This window comes from Massilia sp. Bi118 (genome assembly GCF_918697865.1).
Taxonomy (GTDB): Bacteria; Pseudomonadota; Gammaproteobacteria; order Burkholderiales; family Burkholderiaceae_D; genus Telluria.
Window position 1 is genome coordinate 175,170 of the sequence record NZ_CAKKMV010000011.1, and the last position, 17,375, is coordinate 192,544.

A 17,375-nucleotide genomic window follows, 5' to 3' on the forward strand; every position below is an offset into this window, starting at 1 on the left:
CACCACACTCCAGGTAAAAGTTCAGAACGGGCGCACGTAGGACGCGCCAAAGTACCGCACGATCAGACTGCCCGACACGGTGGTCGCCGCATACGGGTTGTAGATCAGGTTGAAGAAATCGTCGCAGTTCAGGTTGCAGTTGCTGCGGGCCGGGATGTTGTAGCTGCCCTTGATGTAGCTGCCCGTGACGTTGATCTCGGCGCCGCTGTCGAACTTGTAGCGCAGGCCCAGGCTCTTCAGCTTGGTGTCCGGCAGCGGGGCCAGGAGACTCATCTGGTTGCCCGGGATCGAACTCTTGCGCGGCTCGTAGCCGGCGCGCAGCGAGAGCTTTTTCGTCACGTTGATCTGGGTGCCGAAGCTGTAGTTGACCACGCTCTTGAAGCCCATCTTGAAGGTCGCCTGGTGCGAGTTCGCATAGCCGAACAGGCGCGCCATCTCGAGCAGCTTGACGCTCTGGTCGAATTCGAAGGTCAGCTGGTTCCACTTGTTCCAGTCGGCGTAGCTGACGTCGGCGTTCAGCTGCACGTAGTCGGTGGCCATCAGCTTGATGCCGGCCTGGACCCGCCACGGGAAGGGAATCTTGGCGGTCATGTTCCCGCTCTGGTACTCGGGGATCTCGGCCGGCATGCCGGTGACGGCGCCGACGATGGGTCCGAGCAGGCTCGAATTCAGCCCGCGCACGAAGCTGCGCAGCATCGGATCGGCGTGGACCATGTACTGGCCGCGGAAAGTGGTGTCGCTGCCGCCCTGGTACACCAGCCCGAGCGCGATCCACTTCTTCGGCTCCCACAGGATGCCGATGTTGAAGGTCGGATCGAAGGAGGCGTGCATGTCGAAGTCGATGTTGGCCGCGCGCTTGAACGGGTCGACCATGCCTTCCGGGCCGCCGCCGCACAGGCCGAAGGTGAGCGTGTCGATCACCGTGCCGTTACCGTCCGGGCACATCGCCTTTTGTAGCTGGCCGACGGTGCCGAGCAGCTTGTTGGGCGCGCGGAAGTCGGTGTTGATCGCGAAGTTCGTGTACGCGATCGGCACCGCCAGGCCGATGCGCAGCGTGTCCGAGACTTTATAGGCGGCGGTCGGCGACAGGTAGTTCAGGCGCTGCAGCTGGATCAGGCGGCCGTCGAAGCGCGCAGGGTCGTTCGGGTCCTTGGTGCGGTCCACGCTCATCGCCTGCGACAGGTAGACCAGGGTGCCGAAGGTCCAGTTGGAACCGGGCGCGTTGTACGAGAAGCCCAGCCCAGGCACCGCCACCGCCGGCAGGCGCGCCTTCGGGATGCCGATGAAGGGCAGCGCCACCGCCTGCCGCACCGGTCCGGAAGATGTGCCGTTGATCGGGTCGTCCTTGAAGCCGCCGATGTCGATGTCGGGCGCGGTCACGAACTTGTTCGGGTTGCGGATCGACGCCACGAAGAGGGTGTCGATGTGGTGGCTGCCGGTCAGGCGCGCCAGGCCGGCCGGGTTGAAGTGGATCGACTCGATCCCGGGCGGATCGGCCGTCACCGCATTCCCCATCGCCATCGCGGTCGGGCTGGTGGCCAGGTTGTCGGTCACGCCTGCGCGCGCCGCCGGCGCGAGCACGGACAATCCTGCGGCGATGGCGAGCAGGCGGCGCATCATTTCAGCAGCAGCGGCACGCTCATGGTCAGCGACAGGTTCGGCGCCGACGCCGTCAGGCCCGCGCCGACGGTGACGTTGACCGTGGTCTTGGGCGTGAAGCGGTAGCCGAGGCCGATCGACAGGATGCCGGCGCTCTGGGTCTGGGTCTGCGCCTTGGCCAGCTCACCGGCGGCGTTCTCGAAGGTCAGGGTGGAGCGCGCCGAGATCGATTCCTGGAACGAGAACGAGGTCGTGATCTTGTACGACAGCGCGTAGGCGAAGCCGAGGCCGAAGCCGAAGCTGGCGCCCGGCTTCACTTCGCGCAGCGTGGCGCCGGACAGTTGCTGGTGCAGGTGCTTGGCCTTCAGGCCGTAGCCGACGTTGACGGAGCCGAACAGCGCGACCGGATCGACGATGCGGGTCACGTTGGCGCCCAGGCTGAAGGTGTTGATGCCGGCGCCGGTGGCGAGGCCCTTTTCGCTGTCGACCTTGAACGGGCTTTCGCCGGTCGCCAGGCGCACGCCGCTGGTCACGGTGACCGTCGGCTCGTCGCGCTTGACTTCGAGCGGCTGCCAGCGCACGTTCAGGCCCAGGTCGCCGAGCGTGTGCGAGACACCCGAGTAGCCGGCGTTGTCCGCGTAGCGGCTGATGAAGGGCATGACGACGTTGGCGGTCAGGTTGTTGCGCACGCCGTAGTCGAGCATCAGGGTGTTGGTGACGGTGTGCGAGCTGCTGTTCTCGATCGAGAACAGGGTCGCCAGGCCGGAGCTCAGGTCGGTGTTGATCTTGTCCTGGCCGATGTAGGCGTAATTCAGCTCGTAGTTCAGCTGCACCTGCCCCTTGCGGATCAGCGAATACTGCTTGTCGACGGCGGTCAGGGTCTCCTTCAGCAGCGTGGTGTTGTCGGCATCGCCCTCCTTCTTGGCCAGGGCGTCGCGCACTGCATCGGAAGACGGCGCACTGGTTGCAGGCGTGGACGACTGCTGGGCAAAGGCCAGGGGTTGCAGGAACAGGCTGCATACGGCCAAGGCCAGCAGGGAACGGATCTTCATTGGTGGTCCTTCGTGATTGGTCTGTTTATTGTTTGCGGATCGAGACGCCGCCGAAGCCGTTCAGCAGGCGCTCCATGCGCAACTGGTCGTCGATCGGACGCAGCAGGCCGCGGTCGCGCACGCGGTCCATGTCGGTCACGCCCAGCTCGTTGTCGGACAGCGCCAGCTTCAGGGCCGGCGTCCTGTCCTTGGGCGGATAGGCGATGAACAGGGTGTTGCGGTCCCACAGCGTGGCGAACTCCTCGACCGGGAAGGTGATGTTGCCCATCGCCGGATCGGCGAGGAACACCAGGCCGCCGCGCACGCCGCGCAGCACCACGAAGTGCTTGAAGCCGGCGTAGTCGATCGGCACGATGCCGGGCTGGTCGAGGGTCAGGAGGTCGGCGATCTCGGCGCGGAAGCCTGCGCTCTGCACGTTGATCGACGCCAGGTAGCGCTTCATGTCGAGCAGGGAGAAGCCGCGGCGCTCGATGATCTTGTCCTTCTCGCCGAAGGCCATCATGCCTTCCATCGACTGCTGCTCGCTGACGTCGATGCCGAGGTGGTATTTGAGGATGGTGACCAGGGCCGCGGAGCCGCAGCTGTAGTCGTAAGCCTGGTGGACGATGTTCTTGTACTTGAGCTCGGAGAACGGCTCCATGCTCACCGTCTGCACACCGGCGGCGGCCACCGACATCGTGGTCGGGATATCGAAGCGTTCGAGCGGACGGTCCTTGGCCTCATGCTTGGCCAGCACGCCCGCGCCTCCCAGCATCGCCGCCAGGACTCCCAGCAGGATTGCGATCATTCATGTCTCCCCGGGACGCGTCTTGCGTTCCCTTAATTTGTCTGCTTGCGAGCGTGGCGTTTTGACCACGTTTATTGCAGTTTTTCTATATTTTGTATGCAGGCAAGCTTTCCCGGTGTTATAAAACGCTGTCGATTTTGTAAAAAAGCGCTCATTCGAAAGTGCGGCTATGAATAGCTGGGACAGGATTAGCAGTGCATTGGGAGAACCGGTGGTCAGCGTCGAGATCGGCGGGGTGCCGCTGCGCGCCGAGCGCTACATCTTCCAGCTCGGCGGCTGCGAGGTGCCGCCGCTGGATTCGCTGGTGCTGGCCTGCCATCTGGGCGGGGCGCGCGCCACCGCCGGCCGCAGCGCCGGCCGCTCCTTCGACTTCCTGGCCGGCGCCTCGACCGTGTTCCAGCCCGGCTTCGCCAGCCGCTGGACCTTCTGCGGCGCGATCGACATGGCGATGTTCCACGTCATCGACCCCGGCCACGAACTGGTGCGCCATCTGCAGCGCCTGCTGAACGCGCGCACCAAGGCCCCGCCCTTTTCCGACCCGCTCGTCAACGCCAGCGCGCAGCAGCTGCTGGGCGAACTGGCGCGCACCAGCACGCCGGACCATGGTTTCGTCGAACGCCTTTCGCAGCTGATGATCGAGCAGACCTGCCGCGTCCTCGAGGGCAAGACCGGGCGCCACGCGCCGCACGACGCCCTGCAACTGGGGCGCCTGCAGGGTGTGCTGGAATGGATAGGCGAGAATCTGTCGAACGAACTCTCGAACGCCGAGCTGGCCGAACGGGCCGGCGTGTCGGAGTCGCACTTCCGCCGCATCTTCCAGGAAGCGATGGGCATGACGCCGCACCGCTACGTGCTGCGCCTGCGCCTGGAGCGCGTGCATGAACTGCTGACCCGCACCAGTTTTTCGATCGCCCGTGTTGCGGCGCAATGCGGCTTTAACAGCCAGAGCCATATGACGTCCTGCTTTTCCAGCGCCTACGGCATCACCCCGGCGCGCGCACGCCAGCAGTCGCGCTTATAAAGAAAAAATGATCGTTTTTTGAAAAAGAAAGGATCATTTTCCGACGCAAGGGTATTTCACATGCACACATAATAAAAAAAATAAGAAGGAGACAGCACATGGGTCCAGCACAAGGCGCGTCCGCAACGCGGGCGCCGGCGTGAAGTATTTGTCGGCCACGGACGTGGTGCAGCGCATCAGGAGCTGCCTCTCGGCCGAAGGCGTCGACGTCGACGGCCTGTTCGGCAAAGCCGGGCTCGGCTGGTTCGGCAAGGTCCAGGCCGATGGCGCCGAACGCGCCGCCGACCTGCTGGCGCTATCCGACCAGTTCAGCCAGCTCTGGGAAGGCCTGGCCCTGGCCAGCGGCGATCCGCTGATCGGCTTTCGCGTGTGCGCCCCGGATCCGCTCAGCTGGCTCGGGGTGCTGGGCCACCTGATGTTGGCCTCGCCGACCCTGAAGCAGGCCGCGGACAACCTGATGCGCTACATGCCGCTGGTGACGCCGGTGGTACGCGCCACCATCGAACCGAAGAGCGACCGCGTGCGCGTTGGCCTGAACCTGGTCGGCGGCGTGCGCCCGGTGCCGGTGCAGCGCTACGACTTCACCTGGAGCCTGCTGCTCGACACCCTGCGCTTCGTCGGCGGCCGCCCCGACCTGAAGCCGGTCGCCGTCGAATACGCCTATCCGGCGCCCGGCGACAGCGCCCCCTACGCCGAGCGCTTCGGCTGCCCGGTGCGTTTCGGCGCGCCCGCCAACGCCCTCGAATTCGCCAACGCCGACATCACCGCGCCGATCCCGACCGCCAACCCGCTCGCCGCCGAAGGCTTGTTCCGCCTGCTCGACGAGCGCCTGGTGCAGGCCGAGCGCAGCAGCTTCGCGGCGCGCGTGCGCGAGATGCTGCCGGCCATGATCGACCAGGGCGGCGCCCTGCGCGATGCCGTCGCCCGGCGCCTCGCGATCAGCGAACGCACCCTGCAGCGGCGCCTGGCCGACGAAGGCACCGACTTCTCGACCCTGGTCGACGAAGTGCGGCGCACCATCGCCCAGCAATACCTGGGCAGCGACCGCATCAGCGTGAAGAACCTCAGCTACAAGCTGGGCTTCTCCGATCCCAGCGCCTTCCACCGCGCCTGCCTGCGCTGGTTCGGCAAGGCGCCCGGCGAGTTCCAGCAACAGAAAGCCAAGAGCGCCTAATGTGACCACAGGCGCAGTTGCCCCTGCATCGTCATCTCGCCATTCAGGCTGATCCTCCCCAGGTTGCCGCTGACCGCGCCATGCGGATCGGCCTGCACGCTGATCGAGTCGAAGCCGGTGTCCGTGAAGCGGGTGTAGCCCGGCAGGGTCAGCGCCACGTAATTGGTGCCGTCGGCGCTTGTTTGCGGGCTGATGTTCAGGCCGAGCATCTGGATCCTGCCGCCGGGGTTCCTGACCACGATATAAGTCATGCGCTCGTCGACCTTCTGGCCGATGACCAGGCGGCTGTCGCCAGTGGTGTTGTCGGGCTGGCGGTTCAGGTTCAGGTCGACCGCGAAGCTGATGCCGTCGGCGCCGCGCACCGTGGCCAGTTCGCTGTCCGGCAGCGGCTTCGGGCCGCCGGCCAGCGCGGCGAGCGGCAGCAGCAAACCAAAGGCGGCGGGCATTTTCATCATGGCCGGAACTTGATGTCCAGGTACTGCAGCTGGATCGAGCCGATGCGCGAGCTGCCGAGGTCCACGTTCGGCGCCACGGTGCCGCCGGCGTCGCTGCGGAAGCTGATGTTTTCGATCTGCAGGGTGCCGGCGGCGGCCGCCGCGCCGGCCTCCGGCCAGTTGATGCCGATGTGCAGGCGCGAATTGCCGGCTTCATCGGTGCGGGCATTGAAGATGCCGGCTTGGGCCGAGACGTCGGCCAGTCGCCATGGCCCCACCGGCGCCGAGCCGTCATCAAGCGCGGCGCCGATCTTCACGCCGGACAGCACCATCGCCTCGCCCGTCGCCGCGCGGCCGTTCGGCTGCAGCGACAGGCTGCCGATCTCCATGCGGGTAGACATGCCGAAGGCCAGGCCCTCGCCCGTCACCGGCGTCGACCACTGGAAGCCGCCGCCGTAATACACGAGGTCCTTCAGGATCACGCTGCCGCCATAGACATTGACACCGTTGTCGCCGACGTCGAAGTCGAAGGCCATCTGCCAGGCTTCGCGCCCCAGCACGTTCTGCGGCATGGCGATGTTGACGATCTCCGCCCCGCCCTGTCCCCGCTGGATCACATCCAGGCGATAGGGGTCGGCAAAGGGTGCGTCGAGATTGTCCGAGCGCGAGGCCGACAGGTTGCCGATGCCGATGCTGCCGCGGCCGTCCGGCGTGGTGTAGCGCATCGTGGCATTGCCGGACATCGCGAAGTTCGACAGGTTGAAGCTCATGCCGTCGCGGCCGCCGATCTTGGCGAGCGCGCTGTCGGACAGCGACTCCAGCGCGAACGCGGCGCACGGAACCAGCAACAGCGCAGTCAGGCAAGGCGTGAGGGCGCGGCGCATCAGTGTCCCGGCGGATTATTGACCGGCACCATGCCGTTCAGGTTCAGCGCCATCAGCTTGTCGCGCCAGTTCAGCCAGACGCCGGCCTGGGCTTCCGTCAAGGCCGGCATGCCGGCCGCGGCCTGGAAGGTCACCGGCGTCTTGAGCACCGAGATCCAGAAGTCGCGGCTCGGGCCATTGGCGTCGCCGGCGGTGACGGCGCCGACATCGGACAGCTTGAGCGTGCAGTCGCTGCAGGTGCCGTCCCAGCGCTTGCCGCCGCCCGGGTCCATGAGGGTGTCGATGGCGCCTTGCGCGCCGGCGTCGATGCGCATCGCGCCGGACAGGGTCGCGATCTTCATGCCGATGTCGCCGGCGATGCTGTCGAAACCCAGGCGCATGCCGATGACTTCGCGCTGGCCGGCGGTGCCGGTGTTACGGTAGACGAATTCGAAATAGGGATTGGAGATTTGTACCAAGCGCTGGGCGTCGCCGGCGTCGCTGCGGCCGAAGCGCAAGGCGCTGATGTCGAGGTCGGCGCCGCTGCCGTTGCGTGGGCCGTAGGTGTATTCGCCCAGGCGCATGTTCGCCAGGTTGGCGTTCAGGGTCACGTCGGCATCGAGAGCGATGCGGGTGAAATCGAAACCGTTGTAGCTGGAATTACTGACGGTGAACAGGCCCTGCCCGCTCACGGTGGACATCTCGCTGTCCGACAGCGCGCGCATCTGGGCCGCGGCCTGCCCTGCTGCCAGCAGGCTGCATGCGGCGAGTGCCAGTGCGAGGAAAAAACGTCTGCTCATGGAGATCCCGACGAGCGCTTCAAGTCAAAAACGGCCCGGGGCAAGCGCCCACGGGCCGTCCCATCACCAACCAGGGATTAGTGAGCCCAGATGTAGACGGTGGTGCCTTGCAGCTTGATGTCTTTCATTTCGAAGCTGCCGTAGGAGGCGCTCGAGTTGCCCATCTTGATCGAGTCGACGCTCATCGACAGGTTCTTGGTGGTGTCGACCAGCGGGATCGCGATCTTGACGACGTCGCCGGTCGGTGCGAAGGCAGCCAGGCCGGCACCGCCGCTCACGCCCAGGGTGGTGTTGGCGTTCGGGACCATGGCGCCGCCTGCGCCGGTCGGCAGGGCTGCCATGGCTTCCGACTGGAAGGTGGCGTTGTTGACGATGTCGATCGTGGCGGCGATTGCACCGGTGACCTTGATGTTGTTGAAGCTCACCGAGCCGCCGTTGGTATCGGTGTCGGTGTACTTGAATTCACCGATGTTGATATGCAGGTCGGCAGCGATCGACACGCCATCACGGCCCGAAACCTTGGACAGGTCGCTGTCGGCGATCGGGGTCAGGGCCGATGCGTAGGAAGCGATCGAGGACAGGGCGGCGACGACGGCGAGTTGTTTCAGCAGTTTCATGGTATCTCCAGTAATTATTGTGATCGACGGGTGTCTCTTCGGCTCCGCAGCGCCTGGGAGCTTATTTCTTAATTGGAAGTCAATTAAGTGATAAGGATGTTATTACTTCCGTTTCATTTAAGGCATTTTTTGTCTTGGCTCAACGAGCCAAATCGATGGATTCCTGAGCCAGTCGTTTGGCGGTTGGCGAAGGCATAAAAAAACCCGCTGCAAGCAGCGGGTCTTTTCATGCAGCAGGAAGCGCGGATTACGCAGCTTCGCGGCTGGCCTTCTTGCGCTCGTGCTCTTTCAGGTGACGCTTGCGCAGGCGGATGCTCTTCGGGGTGATCTCGACCAGTTCGTCGTCCTCGATGAATTCCACAGCGTATTCCAGCGACATCTGGATCGGCGGCACCAGGCGCACGGCTTCGTCGGTACCCGACGAACGCACGTTGGTCAGCTGCTTGCCCTTGATCGGGTTGACGACCAGGTCGTTGTCGCGCGAGTGGATGCCGATGATCATGCCTTCGTACACCGGGGTGTTGTGCTCGACGAACATGCGGCCGCGATCCTGCAGCTTCCAGATCGCGTAGGCCACGGCGGCGCCGTCGTCCTGCGAGATCAGCACGCCGTTACGGCGGCCGGCAAGTTCGCCCTTGCTGTTGTCGACCGGTGCGTATTCGTGGAACACGTGGCTCATCAGGCCAGTGCCGCGGGTCAGGGTCATGAATTCGCCCTGGAAGCCGATCAGGCCACGGGCCGGGATCAGGTATTCGAGGCGGACACGGCCCTTGCCGTCCGATTCCATGTTCTGCAGGTCGCCACGGCGGCGGCCCAGCTCTTCCATGACGCCGCCCTGGTTGACTTCTTCGACGTCGACGGTCAGGTTTTCGTACGGCTCGTGGCGCACGCCATCGACCATCTTGTAGACCACGCGCGGACGCGACACGGCGAGCTCGAAGCCTTCACGACGCATGTTTTCCAGCAGGATGGTCAGGTGCAGTTCGCCGCGGCCCGAGACTTCGAACACGGTGTCGTCGTCGGTCGGCGAGACGCGCAGCGCCACGTTGGCCTTCAGTTCGCGCTCGAGACGCTCGCGCAGCTGGCGGCTGGTGACGAACTTGCCTTCGCGGCCGGCCAGCGGCGAGCTGTTGACCATGAAGTTCATGGTCAGGGTCGGCTCGTCGACGGTCAGCATCGGCAGCGCTTCCGGCACGTCCACGGCGCAGACGGTCGAACCGATGCCGATGTCTTCGATACCGTTGATCAGGCAGATGTCACCGGCAACGGCTTCATCGACCAGCACGCGCTCCAGGCCCTTGAAGTTCAGCACCTGGTTGATGCGGCCCTTGATCGGGGTCGAATCCGGGCCGTTCAGGATGATCACATCCTGGCCGGTCTTGACGCGGCCACGGTTCACGCGGCCGATACCGATCTTGCCGACGTAGGACGAGTAGTCCAGCGAGGTGATCTGCATCTGCAGCGGGCCGTCCGGATTGTCGTCACGCACCGGCACGTATTTCAGGATGGCGTCGAACAGCGGCTTCATGTCGCCGCCGCGCACGCTTTCGTCCATGCCGGCGTAGCCGTTCAGGCCCGAAGCGTAGACGATCGGGAAGTCCAGCTGCTCATCGGTGGCGCCCAGCTTGTCGAACAGTTCGAAAGTCTGGTTGATCGCCCAGTCGGCGCGTGCGCCCGGACGGTCGATCTTGTTGACGACCACGATCGGCTTCAGGCCCAGGGCCAGCGCCTTGCGGGTCACGAAGCGGGTCTGCGGCATCGGGCCTTCCTGGGCGTCGACCAGCAGCAGCACCGAGTCGACCATCGACAGCACGCGCTCGACCTCACCGCCGAAGTCGGCGTGGCCAGGGGTGTCGACGATGTTGATGTGGGTGCCTTCGTACTCGACTGCGCAGTTCTTCGACAGAATCGTGATGCCACGTTCCTTTTCGAGATCGTTCGAGTCCATCACGCGGGTGTCGACCGCCTGGTTTTCACGGAAAGTGCCGGATTGGCGCAGCAGCTGGTCCACCAGGGTGGTCTTGCCGTGGTCAACGTGGGCGATGATTGCGATATTACGAATCGCGCGTTTGGTGTCTGACATATGCGTTTTCAACAGTAAATGTTGCGTGATGGGTGGAGGCGTCCGCTCAGGGGCGCTCGGCTAGTGGCGCTCGGCATAGCCGATTTCCAGAACCCGCTACTATAGCACGGTTATGCGTCGTGCTGCGCCGCAGCGACGGGAAAACACCTGAATTTCCGACGATTTGCTGCCAATAAGCAGCGTAGCGGCGAAATGTTGAATGTCGATGAGGTCCCGGACGCCGCCGGCAGCACGGGGCTGCCTTTCCGGGAGCAGGGACGATATGGAGGGGCAGCGGCGGATTTCAAGGCCCGCCGCCGATATTTACTGTTTCGCCGCGATCAGGCGCTCCGGCGCCAGAATCGCATACTCCTGCAACACAGCCGTGCCCAGCAGCCTGCCATCGGCGTACACCCGCACCCTGCCCTGCTCCGGCGGCACCGTCACCGGCTCCTTGCCCAACGCCAGGCGCTGGCCGTTCAGGAAGCGCTTCTCCAGCTCGGGCGTCAGGTCGACGCGCGGGAAGGTCGACAGCAGCGCGTCGACCGGGGCCAGCAGCGACAGCGGATTTTCAATCGCCTGCAGCTCTTCCAGGGTCACCATGTTGTCCGTGGTCAGCGAGCCGACCTGCACCCGGCGCAGCGCGCTCAGGTGGGCGCCGCAGCCGAGCGTGGCGCCGATGTCCTCGCCCAGCACGCGCACATAGGTTCCCTTGCTGCACTTGACGCGGATGGTCAGAAACGGGGCGGCAATCGCGACCAGTTCCAGCTCGTGGATGGTGACCGGGCGCGCCTCGCGCTCCAGCGTCACGCCTTCGCGCGCATATTCGTACAGCGCCTTGCCGTCGCGCTTGAGCGCCGAATACATCGGCGGCACCTGCAGGATGGGACCGCGGAAGCGCGCCAGCGCGGCTTCGACCTGCTCGGTGGTCACGGACACGTCGCGCGTCTCCAGCACCTCGCCCTCGGTGTCGCCGGTGGTGGTGGTGATGCCCAGGTGGACGGTGGCCAGGTAGGTCTTGTCCGCTTCCAGCAGGTCTTGCGAGAACTTGGTCGCCTCGCCGAAGCACAGCGGCAGCAGGCCGGTGGCGAAGGGGTCGAGGGTGCCGGTGTGGCCGGCCTTCTTGGCGTTGACGATGCGTTTCACTTTCATCAGCGCATCGTTCGAGGAGAAGCCGACCGGCTTGTCGATCAATAGCACCCCGTCGACCAGGTCGCGGGGCTTTTTCGGAGGGCGCGCGTTCACTCGGAGTCTGCGTCTTCGTCAGTATCGGCCGCGGCGGACTCGTCCACATAGTCAGCGGCGCGTGTGGCGTTGGCCTGGTCGATCAGGGCCGACATGGCGAGGCCGCGGGTGGTCGAGGTGTCGTGCAGGAAATGCAGCTGCGGCAGCGTGTGGATATGCAGGCGCTTGCCGAGCAGGTTGCGCAGGTAGCCGGAAGCCTTGTTCAGGCCTTCGAGGGTCTGCTTGATCTCGTCCGGGCTGTCCTTGAGCAGGGTGAACCAGATCTTCGCATGCGCGTAGTCCGGCGTCAGCTTGACTTCGCTGATGGTGACCATTCCCACGCGCGGATCCTTGAGCTCGTACGCGATGAGTTCCGACAAATCCTTCTGGATCTGGTCGGCCACGCGCAGGCCGCGCGATGGAATGCTTTTGCTATGTTTTGGCATATTTTTTCGACAGCCTTTGATTCGTCATGCCCGCGCAGGCGGGAATCCAAGTTCGGTGGCGAATCGAAAAACTTGGGTTCCCGCCTGCGCGGGAACGACGGGGTAACAAAAACTTGGGGCCAGTGGTCCACGCCACATGGCGCGAGCCTCCTGACCCCAAATGGTACTACCAAGCTAATACTTACAGCGTACGCGCCACTTCCTGCACTTCGAACACTTCCAGAACGTCGCCGACCTGGATTTCGTTGTTGTTCTTCAGCGACAGGCCGCACTCGAGGCCAGCGCGGACTTCTTTCGCGTCGTCCTTGAAGCGCTTCAGCGAATCGATCTCGCCGGTCCAGATCACGATGTTGTTGCGCAGCAGGCGGACCGAAGAGGTACGCTTGACCACGCCATCGGTGACCAGGCAGCCCGCGATCGCGCCGACCTTCGACACCAGGATGACCTGGCGGATTTCGACCTGGCCGGTGATGTGCTCGCGCTTCTCCGGCGCCAGCATGCCCGACAGTGCAGTCTTGATCTCGTCGATCGCATCGTAAATGATGCTGTAGTAACGGATGTCGACGCCGTTGGTCTCCGCCACCTTGCGCGCCTGGGCGTCGGCACGGGCATTGAAGCCGATGATGACTGCCTTCGAGGCGGTTGCCAGGTTGACGTCCGATTCGGTGATGCCGCCGACCGCCGCGTGGACGATCTGCACACGCACTTCCGAGGTCGACAGCTTCTGCAGCGAACCGACCAGCGCTTCCTGCGAACCCTGCACGTCGGTCTTGATGATGAGCGGCAGGTTCTTGACTTCACCCTCGCCCATCTGATCGAACATGTTTTCCAGTTTCGCTGCCTGCTGCTTGGCCAGCTTCACGTCGCGGAACTTACCTTGACGGAACAGGGCGATTTCGCGCGCCTTGCGCTCGTCGGCCATGACCATGACTTCTTCACCGGCGCTCGGCACTTCGGTCAGGCCCTGGATCTCGACCGGGAAGGACGGACCTGCTTCGGTGACCGACTTGCCGTTCTCGTCCAGCATCGCACGGACGCGGCCGAAGGACGAACCCGCCAGCACGACATCGCCGCGCTTCAGGGTACCCGACTGCACCAGGATGGTGGCGACCGGGCCGCGGCCCTTGTCCAGGCGGGCTTCGACCACCAGGCCGCGCGCCAGCGATTCCACCGGCGCCTTCAGTTCCAGCACTTCGGCTTGCAGCAGCACGTTTTCCAGCAGGTCGTCGATGCCCTGGCCGGTCTTGGCCGACACCGGGACGAACGGCGACTCGCCGCCGTATTCTTCCGGCACCACGCCTTCGGCGACCAGTTCCTGGGTCACGCGGTCGGTGTTGGCGCCCTGCTTGTCGATCTTGTTGATCGCCACGACCAGGGGCACGCCGGCCGCTTTCGCGTGGGCAATTGCTTCCTTAGTCTGCGGCATCACGCCGTCGTCCGCCGCCACCACCAGGATGACGATGTCGGTCGCCTTGGCGCCGCGGGCACGCATGGCGGTGAACGCCTCGTGGCCCGGGGTATCCAGGAAGGTGACCATGCCGCGCGGGGTATCCACGTGGTAAGCACCGATGTGCTGGGTAATACCGCCGGCTTCGCCAGCAGCCACTTTTGCACGACGGATGTAGTCCAGCAGCGAAGTCTTGCCGTGGTCGACGTGGCCCATGACGGTCACGACCGGCGCACGCGGCTTGGCTTCGAACTCGGCGTGCTCGCCCTGGTCGGCCAGCAGCGCTTCCGGATCGTCCTCGGCGGCAGCGAAGGCCTTGTGGCCCATCTCTTCCACCACGATCATCGCGGTTTCCTGGTCCAGCACCTGGTTGATGGTGCACATCTGGCCCAGCTTCATCAGCTGCTTGATGACCTCGGATGCCTTGACGGACATCTTGTGCGCCAGTTCGGCCACGGTAATGGTTTCCGGCACATGGACGTCCTTGACGATCGCCTCGGTCGGGGCCTGGAAGTTCGATTCGCGATCGTCGTGACCACGACGGCCGCCACGGCCGCCGCCGGCACGCCAGCCATCGCGGCCGCCGGTCGACGGCGCGCCACGGCCCTTCATGCCGCCGCCAGGGGCGCCGCGCTTCTTCTCGTCCGACCAGGTCGAGGCCACATTGGCCGACTTGATCGATTTCTTGTCGCCCGGCTTCGGACGCGCGCCGTTGCTGGTCGCATCGCCCGGCTTGGCTTCGCCCGGCTTGGCCGTCGTTGCCGGCTTGTGCAGGGTGGCGGCTTCGGCCGTCTTCGGCTTCGGTGCCGGCACTTCCGGCGCCTTGATGACGCGGCGCGGCTGCGCCATCATGGCCTTGATCTGGGCCACTTCGTCAGCCACGGCCTTGCGTGCGCGCTCGGTGGCGGCAGCGCGTTCGGCGGCTTCCTTGGCGGCTTCGTCGGATTTGCGCTTGGATTCCTCGGCGGCTGCTTTCTTGGCTTCGTCGGCGGCTGCCTTCTTGGCTTCGGCTGCGGCATCGGCGGCGCCGGCTGCGGCGTCGGCCTGGGCAGCTGCATCGGCCTGGGCGGCGGCAGCGGCTTCACGCTGGGCGCGCTCCTCGGCGTCGCGCTTGGCCTGCTCTTCGGCCGCGGCGGCCTGTGCGGCCTTTTCGGATTCGAGCTTGGCCAGGCGTTCCTGCTTTTCACGCAGTTCCGCTTCCTGGCGCGCCAGCAGTTCCGACTGGCGGCGTGCTTCCTCGTCGCGGCGCGCCTGCTCGGCGGCGTCGACGACCGGGGTTGCGGCGGCCTTGGCCGTCACCAGGTCGTCGCGCTGCACGAAGGTGCGCTTCTTGCGGACTTCAACCTGGATGGTGCGCGATTTGCCGCTGGCGTCAGCCTGCTTGATCTCGGAAGTTTCCTTGCGGGTGACCGTGATCTTTTTCTTTTCGCCCGATTCGGTGGCGCCGTGGGTACGGCGCAGGTGGTTCAGCAGCTTATCCTTATCATCTTTGGACAAGGGATCTGACGTCGAGCTTTTTTCGACGCCGGCAGAACGCAGCTGCGTCAGCAGCAAGTCCGCAGGCATCTTCAGTTCGGTGGCAAATTGGGCTACGTTGTTACTCGCCATTCAGTCCTCTTTTCTTGTGTCGCGAGATGATAAAGATTTGCAAATTATGCCTTGGCCGTTTCTGCCAGGCTCCAGGCTTTCGCCTGCAGCGCCTTGGCGCGGTCATCATATTTACTGTCGACCAGCTTCATCTCATCGTCGGTCACATCATTAAATTCGTTTTGGATCAGTTCGCGGGCACGGTCGGTCGGCAGTGCCAGGATGGCGCTGAACTCGTCGTAAGCCAGGCCGGCGAATTGTTCGAGGGTCTTGATACCGGCCAGGCCAAGCTTGCCGGCGGTGGTGCGGTCCATCCCTTCCAGGTTGGCCAGCGCCTCTTCCATTCCCTCGAGGCCTTCTTCGGAAGCGATCGCTTCGGTCACCAGCGCGTCACGGGCACGGGTGCGCAGCTCGTTGACGGTGTCTTCGTCGAAGGATTCGATTTCGAGCATTTCCGAAATGGGGACGTAAGCGATTTCCTCAAGGCTCGAGAAACCTTCCTCGACCAGGATGTTCGCCACTTCCTCGTCCACATCCAGCTTTTCCATGAACAGCGCACGCACGACCGCGGTTTCCTGCTCGGCCTTGTTGGCGGACTCTTCGGCGGTCATGATGTTGATCTTCCAGCCGGTCAGCTCCGACGCCAGGCGCACGTTCTGGCCCGAACGGCCGATCGCGATCGCCAGGTTTTCCTCGTCCACCACGACGTCCATCGCGTGCTTCTCTTCGTCGACCATGATCGAGGACACATTGGCCGGGGCCAGCGCGCCGATCACGAACTGCGCCGGGTCTTCCGACCACAGCACGATGTCCACGCGCTCGCCGCCCAGCTCGCCGGTCACGGCCTGCACGCGCGAACCGCGCATGCCGACGCAGGTGCCGATCGGGTCGATGCGCTTGTCGGCCGTGAAGACGGCGATCTTGGCGCGCACGCCGGCATCGCGGGCAGCGGATTTAATCTGCAGCAGGCCCTGTTCGATTTCCGGCACTTCCAGCTCGAACAGCTTCATGATGAATTCCGGCGCGGTGCGCGACAGGATCACCTGCGGGCCGCGCATGTTGCGGTCGACGCGCAGAATGAAGGCGCGGACGCGGTCGCCAATACGCAGGTTTTCCTTCGGGATCATCTGGTCGCGCGGCAGGCGCGCTTCGATCTTGCCCGACTCGACGATCGCATCGCCGCGTTCCATGCGCTTGATGGTGCCGGTGACCATCGAGTCGCCGCGCTCCAGGAAGTCCTGCAGGATCTGCTCGCGCTCGGCGTCGCGGACGCGCTGCAGCACGACCTGCTTGGTGTCCTGGGCGAAACGGCGGCCGAACTCGACCGACTCGATCGGCTCTTCGATGTATTCGTCGACTTCGATGTCGGCGATCTGCTCTTTCGCTTCGAAGTGCAGGATTTCCTGGTCAGGCAGCTGCAGGCCGGCTTCGTCCGGCACCACGTGCCAGCGGCGGAAGGTTTCGAACTCGCCGCTGTCGCGGTCGATGCTCACGCGGATGTCGACGTCGCCCTCGTAGCGTTTTTTCGTGGCCTGCGCCAGCGCGAATTCGAGCGCGCCGAAGACGACCTCTTTATCGACGTTTTTTTCGCGCGCCAGCGCATCAACCAGTAACAAAATTTCGCGACTCATGCTTTGCGACTCCTAAAATCCACCTTCGGCACCAGGCGTGCCTTGTCCAGTTCGGCCAGCGTAAATTCCAATAACGCCGGACCATCCTTGCCTTCAAATTCCAATCCGATCTTCTCGCCTTCCGGTGCATGCAGGATGCCCGTCCAGGTCTTGCGGTTCGCGGTGCCGGGCATCGCGACGCGCAATTTGACGGTGCATTCATGGCCGGCAAAGCGCTCGAAGTCGGCCAGGGTACGCACCGGACGGTCCAGTCCGGGCGACGACACTTCCAGGCGCTCGTAATCCACGTTTTCGACCGTGAACACGTGCGACAGCTGGTGGCTCACCGTGGCGCAATCCTCGACCGAGATCGGTCCTTTTTCGTCCGCTACCGCCGCCGGAAAATCGATGTACACGCGCAGGATGCCTCGCTCGGCACGCTCGATATCGACGAGTTCGTAGCCCAGTCCTCCGACTGTCGTGGCAATCAAATCAAACAGCTGCACTGACTTCTCCAGATTCCCGGTCCGGGTCCGGACCTCGTAAAACGATTCAACAAAAAAAAAATGGGCAACTGCCCATCTTCTTATATTTCCAACCAGATGAAAGTGCCTGCACCAAACTAAACGCTGGGAAGAACTTTAATTGGTTG

Annotated in this window: 15 protein-coding genes; 2 read left to right on the forward strand and 13 right to left on the reverse strand. The window is 64.2% G+C overall.

Annotated features, from left to right (window positions below):
• Positions 1 to 21: 21 nt before the first annotated feature.
• The 3 genes from LQV39_RS17665 to LQV39_RS17675 are packed head-to-tail and all read right to left on the reverse strand — an operon-like array spanning position 22 to position 3,438.
• Positions 22 to 1,620, reverse strand: coding sequence for an OmpP1/FadL family transporter (locus LQV39_RS17665; protein ID WP_230027448.1), 1,599 nt, complete (start codon positions 1,618 to 1,620; stop codon positions 22 to 24).
• Positions 1,617 to 2,651, reverse strand: a complete 1,035-nt coding sequence (locus LQV39_RS17670; RefSeq protein ID WP_230027449.1) for a transporter — start codon at positions 2,649 to 2,651, stop codon at positions 1,617 to 1,619. The genes LQV39_RS17665 and LQV39_RS17670 overlap by 4 nt, the downstream gene beginning before the upstream one ends.
• 25 nt (positions 2,652 to 2,676) lie before the next feature.
• Positions 2,677 to 3,438, reverse strand: coding sequence for a C39 family peptidase (locus tag LQV39_RS17675; RefSeq protein ID WP_230027450.1), 762 nt, complete (start codon positions 3,436 to 3,438; stop codon positions 2,677 to 2,679).
• Between the two features lie 169 nt (positions 3,439 to 3,607).
• Between LQV39_RS17675 and LQV39_RS17680 the strand changes: the two genes are divergently transcribed.
• Together LQV39_RS17680 and LQV39_RS17685 are read left to right on the forward strand one after the other, a co-directional pair.
• Positions 3,608 to 4,459 (forward strand): helix-turn-helix domain-containing protein, encoded by an 852-nt coding sequence (locus LQV39_RS17680; RefSeq protein ID WP_230027451.1) that lies wholly within the window; start codon positions 3,608 to 3,610, stop codon positions 4,457 to 4,459.
• Positions 4,460 to 4,598: 139 nt separating this feature from the next.
• Positions 4,599 to 5,633 carry an AraC family transcriptional regulator gene (locus LQV39_RS17685; protein ID WP_230027452.1) on the forward strand — a complete coding sequence of 345 codons (1,035 nt, stop codon included), beginning with the start codon at positions 4,599 to 4,601 and terminating at the stop codon, positions 5,631 to 5,633.
• Here the strand turns inward: LQV39_RS17685 and LQV39_RS17690 are convergent.
• The 10 genes from LQV39_RS17690 to rimP form a co-directional block, all read right to left on the reverse strand.
• Positions 5,630 to 6,088 (reverse strand): hypothetical protein, encoded by a 459-nt coding sequence (locus LQV39_RS17690; protein ID WP_230027453.1) that lies wholly within the window; start codon positions 6,086 to 6,088, stop codon positions 5,630 to 5,632. The two genes, LQV39_RS17685 and LQV39_RS17690, sit on opposite strands and share 4 nt — an antisense overlap.
• Positions 6,085 to 6,951, reverse strand: a complete 867-nt coding sequence (locus LQV39_RS17695) for a hypothetical protein (protein ID WP_230027454.1) — start codon at positions 6,949 to 6,951, stop codon at positions 6,085 to 6,087. The genes LQV39_RS17690 and LQV39_RS17695 overlap by 4 nt, the downstream gene beginning before the upstream one ends.
• Positions 6,951 to 7,730, reverse strand: a complete 780-nt coding sequence (locus tag LQV39_RS17700) for a hypothetical protein (RefSeq protein WP_230027455.1) — start codon at positions 7,728 to 7,730, stop codon at positions 6,951 to 6,953. Before LQV39_RS17700 ends, LQV39_RS17695 begins: the two co-directional genes overlap by 1 nt.
• Before the next feature lie 77 nt (positions 7,731 to 7,807).
• On the reverse strand, positions 7,808 to 8,347 hold the full coding sequence (locus LQV39_RS17705) for a DUF6160 family protein (protein WP_230027456.1): 540 nt from the start codon (positions 8,345 to 8,347) through the stop codon (positions 7,808 to 7,810).
• A gap of 247 nt (positions 8,348 to 8,594) precedes the next feature.
• Entirely contained in the window at positions 8,595 to 10,430 is a 1,836-nt protein-coding gene (gene typA / locus LQV39_RS17710) for a translational GTPase TypA (protein WP_230027457.1), read from the reverse strand.
• A gap of 303 nt (positions 10,431 to 10,733) precedes the next feature.
• Positions 10,734 to 11,654, reverse strand: coding sequence for a tRNA pseudouridine(55) synthase TruB (truB, locus tag LQV39_RS17715; protein ID WP_230027458.1), 921 nt, complete (start codon positions 11,652 to 11,654; stop codon positions 10,734 to 10,736).
• On the reverse strand, positions 11,651 to 12,079 hold the full coding sequence (gene rbfA, locus LQV39_RS17720; RefSeq protein WP_230027459.1) for a 30S ribosome-binding factor RbfA: 429 nt from the start codon (positions 12,077 to 12,079) through the stop codon (positions 11,651 to 11,653). The genes truB and rbfA overlap by 4 nt, the downstream gene beginning before the upstream one ends.
• 181 nt (positions 12,080 to 12,260) lie before the next feature.
• The gene (infB, locus tag LQV39_RS17725) at positions 12,261 to 15,134 is read right to left on the reverse strand and encodes a translation initiation factor IF-2 (protein ID WP_230027460.1); all 2,874 of its coding nucleotides are present in this window, start codon (positions 15,132 to 15,134) and stop codon (positions 12,261 to 12,263) included.
• A 44-nt stretch (positions 15,135 to 15,178) separates the two neighbouring features.
• Complete coding sequence (nusA, locus tag LQV39_RS17730; protein ID WP_230027461.1) at positions 15,179 to 16,744, reverse strand: transcription termination factor NusA; 1,566 nt, start codon at positions 16,742 to 16,744, stop codon at positions 15,179 to 15,181.
• The gene (rimP, locus tag LQV39_RS17735) at positions 16,741 to 17,229 is read right to left on the reverse strand and encodes a ribosome maturation factor RimP (RefSeq protein WP_230027462.1); all 489 of its coding nucleotides are present in this window, start codon (positions 17,227 to 17,229) and stop codon (positions 16,741 to 16,743) included. Before rimP ends, nusA begins: the two co-directional genes overlap by 4 nt.
• Positions 17,230 to 17,375: the final 146 nt, after the last annotated feature.

Bases quoted from the DNA above. Each gene is read 5' to 3' on its own strand.
- LQV39_RS17665 (WP_230027448.1), bottom strand. From the start codon at position 1,620: ATGATGCGCCGCCTGCTCGCCATCGCCGCAGGATTGTCCGTGCTCGCG.
- LQV39_RS17670 (WP_230027449.1), bottom strand. From the start codon at position 2,651: ATGAAGATCCGTTCCCTGCTGGCCTTGGCCGTATGCAGCCTGTTCCTG.
- LQV39_RS17675 (WP_230027450.1), bottom strand. From the start codon at position 3,438: ATGATCGCAATCCTGCTGGGAGTCCTGGCGGCGATGCTGGGAGGCGCG.
- LQV39_RS17680 (WP_230027451.1), top strand. From the start codon at position 3,608: ATGAATAGCTGGGACAGGATTAGCAGTGCATTGGGAGAACCGGTGGTC.
- LQV39_RS17690 (WP_230027453.1), bottom strand. From the start codon at position 6,088: ATGATGAAAATGCCCGCCGCCTTTGGTTTGCTGCTGCCGCTCGCCGCG.
- LQV39_RS17695 (WP_230027454.1), bottom strand. From the start codon at position 6,951: ATGCGCCGCGCCCTCACGCCTTGCCTGACTGCGCTGTTGCTGGTTCCG.
- LQV39_RS17700 (WP_230027455.1), bottom strand. From the start codon at position 7,730: ATGAGCAGACGTTTTTTCCTCGCACTGGCACTCGCCGCATGCAGCCTG.
- LQV39_RS17705 (WP_230027456.1), bottom strand. From the start codon at position 8,347: ATGAAACTGCTGAAACAACTCGCCGTCGTCGCCGCCCTGTCCTCGATC.
- typA (WP_230027457.1), bottom strand. From the start codon at position 10,430: ATGTCAGACACCAAACGCGCGATTCGTAATATCGCAATCATCGCCCAC.
- rbfA (WP_230027459.1), bottom strand. From the start codon at position 12,079: ATGCCAAAACATAGCAAAAGCATTCCATCGCGCGGCCTGCGCGTGGCC.
- infB (WP_230027460.1), bottom strand. From the start codon at position 15,134: ATGGCGAGTAACAACGTAGCCCAATTTGCCACCGAACTGAAGATGCCT.
- nusA (WP_230027461.1), bottom strand. From the start codon at position 16,744: ATGAGTCGCGAAATTTTGTTACTGGTTGATGCGCTGGCGCGCGAAAAA.